The organism is Paenibacillus sp. FSL M8-0212, assembly GCF_038004645.1.
Classification (GTDB): Bacteria; Bacillota; Bacilli; order Paenibacillales; family Paenibacillaceae; genus Paenibacillus.
The window spans coordinates 747,475-759,904 of the sequence record NZ_JBBORP010000001.1 but is presented as its reverse complement, the minus strand read 5'-3'; the positions used below and the strand labels follow the sequence as shown (position 1 = coordinate 759,904).

Sequence of the window (12,430 nt, the reverse complement as noted above, 5' to 3'; positions counted from 1 at the left end):
TCTCTCTCTGGGCAGCACGCAAACGAAATCTTGTCTCTGGTCATCGCCAAATATGTTAGATCAAACTCATTTGAATTATTCTGAAATGTGTTGCATTCAATATCAATATATTGGAACAGGTGTTATTGAGTGTCGATTATATAGACTGAAAATGGAAAGGTCAAGCGGAACATTTTATTTGGTTTCGGACGGCTCATCCCATATTAAGCGAATGATCGTTCCTTCACCAGGGGTGGACTGTACCTCAATACGACCATTCATGGCTTCGATCAACCCTTTGATTACCGCCATGCCCAGCCCTGATCCAACGTCCGATGTACCTGTATCTGTGCCGCGATAGTATCGTTCAAATAACTTCCATACCGTTTCGGAGTCCATGCCTTTTCCATTATCGGCAAACTGAATGCTGAATTCATCTGCCTGCGTACCAGAATGCACACTGACAACCAGGATGGACTCGGGCGGATTATGAAGAAGGGCATTGGCGGTCAGATTATCCACAATTCGTTCAAACGACGGAATATGGACAAGTCCATACACAGGCACTTCGGACGGTTGGAATATGATGCGACCTTCTCCATATGCCGGATTCCGTTCAGCGCGCTGGATCAGATCACGGAGTAACGTATTTACGTCAGTCTTTTCCACCACAGGTTGATATCCTCCACTGCGTAATCGATAGGTCATGGCAAGGTCGTTGACAAGCCTGTCCATATACATGGACTTATCGAGCATTATACCTGCGAATTCTCTGACTTCCTCCGCGGTCCAGCTATACTTATCCGCCTCAAGCATATGAGCATATCCCTGAATGGAGGAGAGGGGTGTCTTCAGGTCATGTGTTATGCCAGCAATCCACTCCTCCCGCAGAGAATCGGTCTGTTTCCGAAGTTCTTCATCTTGCTTCAAAGTGTGAGACAGGGCCTGCATGGAGCGAAGCACTTCAGCATACACGTTGTATTTTCGCTTCCACTTTCCGTTACGACGCTGACTGCGAGGCACTCCAAAGGCTCCGGTAGGTTCCTCGTAATGTCCTCGTTCCAGACGCTGTAACCATTGGAGCATATGCAGCATAGGTGAGCCGAAGCGGTTGGCATACCAGAAGGCAAGCAAAATGAGCAGAATGATGATGGACACGATCAATACAACCAATGCCGGTTCCAGAATAAAACTGTAGGGGTTTTGATTTCCGGTCGCCAATGGATCGCCAGGGATGCTAATCAGCCAGGTGGTTTCATTCTTCTCATCGTACCACGTGGCAACAGACATGCCTGATCGACTCGGATAGCGAATTTGCAGAACCAGTTCCTGAATGGTGTATTCGCTTGGTACGCCCATGGCCGGTTTGTTATAGGAGGAGAGTTCGCTTCCTGACGCGTCCAATACTTGAAGATAAGCATTGGCGGCACGGAGGGCCTCCTGTTGATCGGGCTGAAGATCAAGCTTCCCGTTGGTGAAAGCAAGGTCTGAACGAATTTTATTCATTAAGGACTTGGCCGGGTTACTCTCGCCATATAACAAGGTGAATTCCTTCCCGTTTTTCTCCCGAATCAGCATGACAATCTGATAAGGGAACGGCTTCTGGATTTCCCAGTATGCAATCAATTCCCCCGGTTTATAGTGAGTAGGAACATCGGCAGGTGTGTGATATTCATCAATAGCGTAACCTTGTTCATCCAGAACCTGGAGCCAGCCTTGATTTTTATCCACTTGTTTCAGCAATTCGGGGTCATATCGGATCGTATTATCTGGCAGAATCTCTGCTGTATTAATCAATTGGTCCAGACCATTAACAGCAAAATCATCCACCAGATTCACTTCATTTACCTTTTGCACGACCCAGTAGGTGGCTACAGACCCAAGCAGGATGATAAGAACGACTGCACCGGCAAGCATCCCGATAAACCGGGTCATTAACCTGCGACGAATACTCATGGGCGTGACACATGTTCCGGCTGAATCAGTTTATAACCCAGACCCCGGACGTTGACGAGAAACACCGGATTGGAAGGATCGGCTTCAATGCGCTCCCGAATGCGGTGAATATGAACCATCACGGTATTGTCATCACTAATGGCTTCAGAGCCCCAGACCCGTTCATATAGATCTGACTTGGTGAAGATGCGATTGGGATGTTTGCAGAAAAAGAGTAGTAGTTGAAACACAAGTGCTGGACAGGATACGGACTCACCTTCAACACGAAGCTCACCAGCCCATTCCAGCACTTGAAACCGTCCAAAGTCGTACACGCCTTCCGATGTGCTGGGAGATGACGTATTTACGTTAGATGGGATGTGATCCGAGATCGCTGCGGTTTTGGAAGGTAAATAACGCTTCAGTAATGATTTAATTCGAGCAACGACTTCCAGCGGATTAAAGGGTTTGGCGACATAATCGTCGCCACCAACAGCGAATCCGGTTAATTTGTCATAATCGGTTGTTTTGGCCGTCAGAAACAGGATGGGCGCATCGGTGACCTGCCTTAGAAAAGGACAGATTTCCAGTCCGCTTTTGCCAGGAAGCATGATGTCGAGCACGATGCAGTGGTATGTCTTGTTGTTGCATGCCTCAATGGCAGCTTCGCCTGTTGTAACGGTATCAATATCGAGAAACTGCTCTTTGAGCAGAACGGTTTTGAGCATATGCAGAATGGCCTGTTCATCATCCACAAGCAGTAATGAGACGTTATCCATAGTTTAAAAATGACCTCCTGATCCTTCCGTTGTGTGTATTGCTAATCATACCATCCAAGAAGGCTGTATAGCGTATGAGCTATCTTAACGGAATCTTAATTATACAGCGTTATAGGGTAAGACGAGTTTAGCTACTGGTAAGTTGGGGTTAGACGAAGGATAAGACTCATTCTGTACACTTAACTGGAAAGTATAACGATTAGTAGAAGGGATGTTGAGAATGAACAGAGAAGGTCATCTGAAATCAGAGCAAAATACACATTTGAAATCACAGAATAAAAGGGGTTGGAAGGTGCTTGCGATTACCCTTGGAGCTTGCGTGATACTGTCTGCTTGCGGTAACAGCAACTCCATTACTTCTGACCAGGCGGAGCAGCAGTCAGCCGAAGAGGCGTCCAATAATGAAGCGAGCGAGAACTCGAATCAGGAGCAGAACTCAAGTTCAGAGGTGAGCACGATGGTTACACCAGACAATTTCATAGATACCTTGATGAACGGTTCAAAGGATGCAATCTATAATCAGTTCTCTCCGGAATTAAAGGGGACGTTAACGCTTGAGCAGTTCAAAACGACCGCTGATCCTTTTCTGGAGGGTGTTGAATCATGGGAGCAAGTGGTAGACGCCAAAATGAATCAAATATCTGAGGTGGCCTGGAAGGATCAGACTGGGACCAAAGGGATTCGAGCCTATTTTTCCGAAGAAAATCAAATTGAAGGTCTCTCGATCCAACCACTGCAAGCTCATGAGGACACGGATGCCAAATTCACCAAAACGGAATTTCAATTGCCGATGAAGGGGGAATGGTACGTATTCTGGGGAGGCAATGATGCCTTGTCAAACTATCATTATGAGCACGAAACGCAGCGGTATGCGCTAGATATCGTTCGGACCAAAGAACAATCCAGTTATCAAGGTGATGCAACGGCAAACGAAAACTACTATGCTTTTGGTGAACCACTCTATGCTGCTGCGGACGGAACAGTCGTCGAAATCAAAAACGATATTCCGGACAATGTACCAGGTGTCATGAATCCGGAAGAGCCGGCGGGTAACTATGTGGTGATCGATCATGGAAATGGTGAATACAGCATCACAGGACACATCAAGGAAGGCAGTGTTTCGGTCAAAAAAGGAGATAAGCTCAAGCAAGGAGACCCTATCGGTGAGCTCGGTAATTCGGGTAACTCCAGTGAAGCTCATCTGCATTTCCAAGTGTCGGACGGCCCGGATCTGTTCACATCTCGCTCAATTAACATTCGTTGGGCAGACCAGAGTCAGCAGTTCACTCGTGGGAACACAATACAGGGACTTCCAGAGTAATTCTCTGTCAGAATGTTAGAGGTGACGAAAACTTCTCTTCTCCGTTATAATATCCTCTATGATAATAGAACGATCTGAGATGATGGAGGAATAGCGATGAAACTGGAAGATGTGCAGATTGAATATGCGCGCCTGGAGGACTTGCCGAGGATTGTGGAAATATATAATTCCACTATTGAGGGCCGTATGGCAACAGCGGATTTGGAGCCGGTGACGGTGGAGCAGCGTATTCCGTGGTTTGAGGACCATTCACCGGATCATCGTCCGCTTTGGGTGATGAAGCAGGCAGGGCATGTGGTAGCTTGGGCAAGTCTCAGCTCGTTCTATGGACGCCCTGCGTATAATGGAACGGTGGAAGTCAGTGTATACGTGGATCAGCAATGCCGCGGAATTGGGGCTGGCGGACGTTTGCTCGAAACGGTATTTGCAGCATGTCCTGCACTTGGAATTACAACCATTCTCGGATTTGTCTTCGGGCATAACGAACCGAGTCTGGGGTTATTGCGCAAGCATGGTTTTGAACAGTGGGGATATTATCCCGAAGTGGCCGTGTTGGATGGTGTGAATAGAGATCTGGCGATTTTGGGCAAAAAAATATAAGTGTCGTTCTTATTCGTAACATAAGAACACTGAAAACCTCCAACCTAAATTAATAGGATTGGAGGTTTTTTTGTCGTTAGACTATATTCTTCGCTATGTGAAAAGGAGGTTGTGTTTATACGCCAAGCTGCTGTTTAATCTCTTGGATCTGTCCCAGATGACGTTCCTCATGATAACTTGTAAAGTCAATCCATTGAGTAAGATCCATCTCACCAAATACGGGATGAGGAAAGGACTTGCTGCGCAGCAGGTCAGGATCATGATCCAATGCAAAGTTGTTTAACGCTTGGTGAGATTCGTCCAGATCACTGCGTACGTCTGCAAGTGCTTCAGGCGCTGCTGGAGGCTGAAGATGGGGTGGTGCCTCGACGGAGCGGCTGCGGTCCAACGATAATTCATATGGTTTTTTGTCCACAGACACCGTCTGTTCCTTCTCTAGGGCAAGGCGGGCTTGTTTTCCAATTACATTTTCCATCAGATTCAGATGTCGTAGTACTTGCATAATACTCCATTGTTGGGGTGAAGGTTTTTGGTTCAATTGTTCTTCTTCGAGTCCCGAGATTGCTTCCCAGATTTGGTTGCGTATATTGTCATTACGGGTAAACATTGTGCAATCCTCTCCTTATATATAGGTTCTATGATGCGGGTAGTCTGTGTATGTTCATTACCCCAAAAGTGGATGCTTATTCTATAAGCATTGAGAATGGAAAGAGTGAATGCGAACCTGGGCAAGATTAGCCTTGTTAGATGTAATCTGTGCCAAATAAAAAAAGCCGTTCTCCATGAACGGTTCATTTAAATCCATCACAAGTCCAAAAAAAGATTGACGGGTAGACCCCGGCAAACTATAATCGGTACAAGTAACTTGATATGTAAGGAGTCCTGACATGATATGTTAGTAATCGACGAGGTGTATCACCATACAGCATTGCAAATATCATCGTCCGATTTATTGTACCTTATCGAACGGCTGAAGGTCAAAAAAGAAAATGAGATCGAAACGCTCAAACAGAAGATCGAACAGTTCGAACAAAAGCGTCGAGCGGAAGAGATCGCTTATCAATCGTTGTCGCCCGTACGCAAATGGTTTGCGGGACGCCCCGCATCCCATCATCAGGCGGTAGAGTATATGGTGCAGGTGAAGGAACGTTTTCGCAAGATGGAACAGATTCGCAGACGCATACGTGAATTGGATCAGATCGCAGAGCGAATTAAGCATCCGGACAGCATTGAGCGGGACAAGATTGAGCTTGCGCCCGAAACAATCCGTGAGCTCAGACAGCTTAGTGAAACGGAGGATGTACAAGCATGACTTTGGAGACGTTAAGCACCGGGATTGATACGGTCTGGGTCGTACTGAGTGCAGCGATGATTTTATTGATGGAGGGTGGATTCGCCCTGCTCGAGGCTGGCTTTGTGCGTTATAAAAATAGTGTGAACATTATTATGAAGGTTTTTGCTGACATTACGATTGGAACGTTGCTGTTCTATGCTATCGGTTTTGGACTGATGTATGGTTCGGACGTTGGCGGTTTTGCGGGAGTAACGGGATTTTTCCTGAATGGGGATTTGTCTCACCTGGACGTACCGGTATCTCTGGAGACATTCTGGTTGTTCCAGGCTGCTTTTACCATTGCCGTTATTTCCATCGTTTCAGGAGCGGTAGCCGAGCGCATCAACTTCCGTGCCTACCTGTTATATATCATATTGATGACGGCGATCATCTATCCAATTGGTGGACACTGGGCATGGGGCGGCGGCTGGCTTAGTCAGCTGGGGATGCAGGACTTTGCCGGTTCGGCCGTCATCCATGCGCTTGGCGGATTCTCGGCACTGGCTGCTGCGATTATCATTGGTCCGCGTAAAGGGAAGTACACGCCACTTGGCGTAAGTGCCATCGCACTCCCGAGCAATCTGCCACTGGCATCTGTAGGTGCATTTCTGTTATGGTTCGGCTGGTTTGGTTTCAATGCAGGTAGTACACTCAGCGCGACGGATGTAAGAATTGGTCACATTGCGATTGTTACGATGTTATCTGCGGCTTCGGGTGGTGCAGTCACGTTGCTGTATACGTTATTCCGCTTCAATCGTTCAGATGCACCATCGGTCATTAACGGTTCGCTTGCGGGACTGGTCGGCATTACGGCAGGGTGTGCTTTTGTTGGTGATGCAGCAGCGATATTCATTGGGGCCGTATCCGGCTTATTGATGATGGCTGCCACCAACTGGCTGGACCGTCGGCAGATTGATGATCCAGTTGGTGCTTTCCCGGTGCATGCCGCATCAGGAATGTGGGGCACGATTGCCGTAGGTCTGTTTGCCACGGATGGTGGATTATTCATGGGCGGCGGCTGGAGGTTGCTGGGTGTTCAGGCACTTGGCCTTACAGCCTTGGTCATCTGGGGATTCGCCATGACCTGGATCGGGTTAAAGTTGATTGGCAAAATTGTGCCTGTACGTTCGACAGAAGAAGAGGAAGATCTGGGTCTGGATATCAGCTATCATGGTGTGATGGCAGCCCATCAGGCCCATGAATTCCTGGATGGTGAGGAGCATATGCGTGCTTACCAGGAAAAGTCTTCTGATCCAAATCGTTAAATGCAATATAGGATAAAGAAGTAGACTGACAAGGAGTGTCAGTCTCTTTTTTCTATATAAATTGAACTACACATTTACACGAGAACGTAGAGGACAGAAAGAACCTGAAGAAATGAAGAGTTCGCCTTTATCCCCGGATTTTTACCTTTGCAAAGGTGAATCTAAAAAATTCTGGGGGTAACAGCGATCGGAAGGTTGTTCTGTCATCGGAGTGGTAAGTGTAAAATAATCTTAAGTTCAATTTATATAGAAGCAGGGAAAGACGTCCGGGCGGAAGAATATACAGGTGTGAACCTGAATATGTCTCAGCATAGGTGTATTGTCAAAAGGGGAGGATCTATATGATTAAGCCAGAACAATGTGAACGTCTGACCAGAAAAGCCCGTAAAACACTTGAGGAATATGGTTTGGGAGTTGCTGCCGATCTGCTGTTGTCCTCAAGCCGCTGGGGAATTCGCCTCGATGTATCCACACTGGACGAATATCGCAGGACAGGAAACTCACGTGTGGGTGGGCATCCGGATTTGCCGAGTCGCATGGAATGGCCCGTAACACAAGAAGGGGTTCCAATGACTTTCCTGGCCCAACTGAACCTGGTGGATTTGTCGCCGTATACGCCGAATGATGGGCGCGGGACTTTGCCTGAACGTGGAATGTTATACTTTTTCATTGGCACGGATGAATCTGCTTGTCCCATTGAACATCGTGTGATTTTTGAACCGAGTTCTCATAACCTAATAAGGCGAGAGCCTGAAGGTGATACCGCGCTGGATGGAGCCCCGTTTGTTGCACATTCGGTGACTGTACTGCCTAATCTGGAGTTTCCTACATATGCATATATAGACGCCAACGCGCTGAATGAGCTCTCGCCGCCTCAGCTTGAGACCGATGAGGCCGAAGCGGAAGTGAGTCTGTATGACCGATACCTTGAGTTCGAGTCGAGCTGGAATCATCCGAGTACGCTGAATTGGGGTGGAATGTTTGGATATCCTGACGGGCAGCATCCGGATGCCGAGCATCGGGCCTTGTTACAGATCGCATTGGGAGAAGAGTACGATTATAATGAGCAGGAGTGTGAGAAGAAGCTGACCAAGCATTACGGCGGTGATGAGGATCGGACATGGCAGGAACTATCCGATACGCTGCTGCTGTTGAAGATAGATACACATGATGCTATTGGTTTCCAATGGTGGGATTGCGGGGAGCTGCAATTTTTCATTCGCAAGTCTGACTTGGAGGCTGGACGATTCGAGCAAACGTATTGTTCGTTATACTCAAGTTGAGCAAAGATTTGAACTCATATAGGCAACAAAATGTCCTGAATCCCGTCTATAAGAAGGAGGAAGGACTTTTTTGTTCGTAGATGTTTATATAAATTGAACTAAAGAATATTTACACTGCACACTCCGATGACAGAACAACCTTCCGATCGCTGTTATCCCCAGATTTTTTTGATTCCTTTTATAAAGGGGAAATACGGGGATAGCGTATGCTTCCGATGTAGCTTTCTTGCAGAAAGCTTGTAGGCGAACGCGTTGCTTCTTCAGGTCCTTTCTGTCTTCTACGTTATGTATAAATGTTTTGTTCAATTTATATAGATTTGGGGTATATATTAGGGAGGGATATCTTGGTTGATAACCGATCATATGTTCTGTATAATGGGATAAAAAGGAAGTGTATCTGTTGATTCAATCTGCGTTCAAACATATTGACGTGGCCGTAACATCGTTGATTGATATATGTGATCAGTTGTCGGAAGAAGACTTGGCTTTGACTCCAATTGAAGGTAAACGGCCTGTTGGAGAGTTACTAGCCCATCTGTCTGTGATCTGCCGAGCGGATGTTTATATTTCCGAAGGTGCATCGGAGGAAGAGATGGCTCAATTCTATGCAGAGAACCAGGTGCATTCGCTCCCTGAGATCAAGCAGGCACTGATTGATAACCAGATGTATCTATACCAACGTTACAGGCAGTTTAACACGGAAGAGTTACTACATGTGACGGATTCGTACTGGGGAGCTTCCTATAGTCGGCTGGAGTGGTTGCTTGAGATAATGGGGCATGTATATCATCACAGGGGACAATTGTATACGATGCTGACCCTGACGGGCAAAGAACCCGAATCAGTACTTTTTAAATAGAAACAGATAGAATACATATAAGCATGTTATAGGAAACATCATGGGTTAAAGTGGGAATAGACCGACGATACTACACGTTATACGTGAAATAACGGAGGATTCTGGTATGGAACGACATAATACATGGAATGCATCGATGGACAATACGTTGATTGACAGGTTAAAACAGATTCCTGAACTTGATCAGGCTACACGGATTGAACCCGTTTTGAAGGGGTATTCAGCGGATGCTAAATTCAAAATGTTTGTCCCTGGCCAAGGCCATGTGTTGGTGAGGGTATATGATGTTGCTGAGGAATCGATGAAGCAAAGGGAATATCAATGTTTGAAGAGCATGGAACAATTAGGTGTACTGTGTCCAGCAACGTTAGGCACAGGTAGATTGGATGAGAAGAACGGTTATATGATTCTTAGCTACATTGAAGGCGAAGATGCTTCCGAGAGACTGCCTCAACTGAATGAACAACAGCAGTGGGCGGTTGGCTTTGAAGCAGGAGCGCAGCTACAACTGATTCACAAGTTGCCGATGGAGGAACAGACCGAATCATGGTACATACGCAAGAGCACGAAGCATCAACGTTACGTAGAGCGCTATAAACAGTGCCCGATCGTGATGAAAGAGGATCAGGCCATTCTAACGTTTATTGCAGACCATTTCGGTTGGATGAAAAATCGTCCAGATGGATTTCAACATGATGACTTCCACCCGAGCAATCTTGTCGTTAAGCAGGATAAGCTCGCAGGAGTGATTGATTTTAATCGTTATGATCAAGGGGATCCCATTCATGAATTTTTGAAGCTGGGTTTGTTTGCTTCGGAGATCAGTATTCCATATTCCAAAGGTCAGATTCAGGGCTATTTCGATGGCAATGAACCGAATGAGTTATTCTGGAGATTGTATTCACTGTATACGGCTATGGCGCTGGTGTCTTCTGTGGTGTGGATTCAGCAGGTGAAGCCGGAAGAGACACATGAGATGATGACCAAGATCGAGCGTGTCCGTGAAGATCACGATGATTTTCGCAGTTTCATCCCTCGGTGGTATACTTTGAACAGATCATGAATTATGGAAGGGAAAGGAATAATGCCGTGGCACAGCCAGCAACCATTCTGCTTGTGGATGATGAGCAGGAGATTATTAAACTGATGGAAATTTATTTTGGCAACGAGGGTTATCGGATTCTCACTGCGAATGATGGGCTTGAAGCACTGGAACAATTGAAAAAAGAGTCGATTGATCTTATTATTCTGGATGTTATGATGCCAAATATGGACGGAATCGAAGCTTGTATGAAAATTCGGGAAGAGCAGAAAATGCCGATTATTATGCTGTCCGCCAAAAGTATGGATATGGATAAAATTACAGGGCTAAGCATCGGTGCTGATGATTATGTGACCAAGCCATTTAACCCGCTTGAACTTGTGGCACGGGCCAAATCTCAGCTGCGCAGGTATCATACCTTCAATGAAGGTCGGGAGAACAAAGAGCACGAGTGGGTTATTGATGATCTGGTCATTAATACCGATACACATGAAGTTTGGGTGGATGAGCAGCCGGTTCGTCTGACTCCGCGTGAATTTGCTGTTCTTGAATTACTGGCTCGCCACCAAGGTTCAGTACTCAGTATGGAACAGATCTATCGTCAGGTCTGGAAGGAAGAATTCATGGAGTCGAATAATACTGTCATGGTACATATTCGCAAGATTCGTGAGAAGATTGAACTCGACAGCAAACATCCCAAGTTCATTCAGACCGTATGGGGTGTGGGTTACAAGATGATCAAACCGCAATAAACATGTACATCCACAGGATGTCATGTGACATGAACACATTCAGGGAGTTCCTATTATGAATTCAAAGTTGATTAATACAGTCCGATGGAAATTTATCTATGCATTTTTGCTGAGTGGCATATTAACTGCAGTTATTTTATACGGGGGCAGTCAGGTGGGGCAGACCATTCTGGAAGCTCAGACGTATCCGGATTATTCCATTCCGGCCCAAGGGATCAGGTGGTTGGTGAATAATATCGGTTCGGTGCCTTTGATGATTGTGGTAGGCGTGCTCAGTTTTGTGCTGTTTTTTTTCCTGTTTTCTCGCAAGGTGATGCGGGTTCTGGATGAAATTACGGCAGGGATTCAGGAAGTTGCCAAAGGAGAGCTGTCCCATCGCATCGAAGTGAAGACCTCGGATGAATTCGGAGTGGTTGCTGCAAGCATTAATCAGATGGCTGAACAATTGCAGTTATCGCTTCAGGAAGAGCGTAATGCAGTTGCTGCCAAAAACGACCTGATTACGGGGATATCACATGATCTGAGAACACCGCTCACTTCTATTCTGGGATTTCTGGAGTACATTGAGAAGGATCGCTACCAGGATGAGATTGAGATGCGCTATTACGTTAGCATCGCCTATGAGAAATCCCTGACTCTTCGCAAGTTGATTGATGACTTATTCGAATATACGCGTGTGAGTGGCGGGAGTCTTCCGTTATCTTTGCAAGCGTTGAACCTGAATTCGTTTCTAATGCAGCTGGCTGAAGAGTTTGCTCCCATGCTGGAGGATGCTGGCATGACCTACAAGATCATTGGCGGGCAAGAGCCACTATGGATACAAGCTGCTCCTGGGGAGCTTGTACGAGCATATGAGAATCTGTTCAGCAATGCCATTCGGTATGGTTCGCAAGGTAAACTAATGGAGATTGGGCTGGCCCTTGAAGGTGAAGAGGCTGTAGTCCGCATCAGTAATTATGGTGAACCGATTCCGGCACAAGATCTGCCACATCTGTTTGATCGATTCTATCGTGTGGATAAATCGCGTTCCCGTGAAACGGGAGGTACGGGTCTCGGCCTGGCGATTGCCAAATCGATGATTGAATTACATCGAGGAAGTATCGTTGCCTACAGTGAAAATGGCAGAACGGATTTTGTTACCCGATTCCCTGTAACTGCTGCTCCGCCAAGTAATTACGAAGAGCAGTAATAATTAAGAATTTGGTAAGAAGTTAACTACTTCCTTATTAAGAAATATTAGGTATGCTACCTCTATTACTTATTGTTGTATAGAGGAGGATAC

12 protein-coding genes are annotated in these 12,430 nt (G+C 46.3%); 9 read left to right on the top strand and 3 right to left on the bottom strand.

What is annotated here, in order from left to right; genetic code table 11:
* Positions 1 to 174: 174 nt before the first annotated feature.
* Positions 175 to 1,935, bottom strand: a complete 1,761-nt coding sequence (locus MKX68_RS03535) for a sensor histidine kinase (RefSeq protein WP_340909169.1) — start codon at positions 1,933 to 1,935, stop codon at positions 175 to 177.
* Positions 1,932 to 2,693, bottom strand: a complete 762-nt coding sequence (locus MKX68_RS03530; protein ID WP_340909166.1) for a response regulator transcription factor — start codon at positions 2,691 to 2,693, stop codon at positions 1,932 to 1,934. Before MKX68_RS03530 ends, MKX68_RS03535 begins: the two co-directional genes overlap by 4 nt.
* Before the next feature lie 220 nt (positions 2,694 to 2,913).
* Here MKX68_RS03530 and MKX68_RS03525 point away from each other — a divergent pair, with 220 nt between their 5' ends.
* Positions 2,914 to 4,014: a M23 family metallopeptidase gene (locus MKX68_RS03525; RefSeq protein ID WP_340909163.1), complete on the top strand. Its 1,101-nt coding sequence runs from the start codon at positions 2,914 to 2,916 to the stop codon at positions 4,012 to 4,014.
* Between the two features lie 96 nt (positions 4,015 to 4,110).
* The gene (locus tag MKX68_RS03520) at positions 4,111 to 4,614 is read left to right on the top strand and encodes a GNAT family N-acetyltransferase (protein WP_192134353.1); all 504 of its coding nucleotides are present in this window, start codon (positions 4,111 to 4,113) and stop codon (positions 4,612 to 4,614) included.
* A 115-nt stretch (positions 4,615 to 4,729) separates the two neighbouring features.
* Here MKX68_RS03520 and MKX68_RS03515 read toward each other — a convergent pair whose 3' ends face one another.
* Positions 4,730 to 5,221 (bottom strand): DinB family protein, encoded by a 492-nt coding sequence (locus tag MKX68_RS03515; protein WP_338592362.1) that lies wholly within the window; start codon positions 5,219 to 5,221, stop codon positions 4,730 to 4,732.
* A 285-nt stretch (positions 5,222 to 5,506) separates the two neighbouring features.
* Between MKX68_RS03515 and MKX68_RS03510 the strand changes: the two genes are divergently transcribed.
* The 7 genes from MKX68_RS03510 (at position 5,507) to MKX68_RS03480 (ending at position 12,337) form a co-directional block, all read left to right on the top strand.
* Entirely contained in the window at positions 5,507 to 5,926 is a 420-nt protein-coding gene (locus tag MKX68_RS03510; RefSeq protein ID WP_338592364.1) for a hypothetical protein, read from the top strand.
* On the top strand, positions 5,923 to 7,212 hold the full coding sequence (locus MKX68_RS03505) for an ammonium transporter (protein ID WP_338592366.1): 1,290 nt from the start codon (positions 5,923 to 5,925) through the stop codon (positions 7,210 to 7,212). Before MKX68_RS03510 ends, MKX68_RS03505 begins: the two co-directional genes overlap by 4 nt.
* Before the next feature lie 341 nt (positions 7,213 to 7,553).
* Positions 7,554 to 8,495: a YwqG family protein gene (locus MKX68_RS03500; protein ID WP_340909155.1), complete on the top strand. Its 942-nt coding sequence runs from the start codon at positions 7,554 to 7,556 to the stop codon at positions 8,493 to 8,495.
* A 400-nt stretch (positions 8,496 to 8,895) separates the two neighbouring features.
* On the top strand, positions 8,896 to 9,354 hold the full coding sequence (locus MKX68_RS03495) for a DinB family protein (protein WP_340909152.1): 459 nt from the start codon (positions 8,896 to 8,898) through the stop codon (positions 9,352 to 9,354).
* Positions 9,355 to 9,460: 106 nt separating this feature from the next.
* The gene (locus tag MKX68_RS03490; RefSeq protein ID WP_340909150.1) at positions 9,461 to 10,417 is read left to right on the top strand and encodes an aminoglycoside phosphotransferase family protein; all 957 of its coding nucleotides are present in this window, start codon (positions 9,461 to 9,463) and stop codon (positions 10,415 to 10,417) included.
* On the top strand, positions 10,414 to 11,148 hold the full coding sequence (locus MKX68_RS03485) for a response regulator transcription factor (protein ID WP_017689932.1): 735 nt from the start codon (positions 10,414 to 10,416) through the stop codon (positions 11,146 to 11,148). Before MKX68_RS03490 ends, MKX68_RS03485 begins: the two co-directional genes overlap by 4 nt.
* Before the next feature lie 55 nt (positions 11,149 to 11,203).
* Positions 11,204 to 12,337 (top strand): sensor histidine kinase, encoded by a 1,134-nt coding sequence (locus MKX68_RS03480; RefSeq protein WP_338592375.1) that lies wholly within the window; start codon positions 11,204 to 11,206, stop codon positions 12,335 to 12,337.
* Positions 12,338 to 12,430 lie beyond the last annotated feature (93 nt).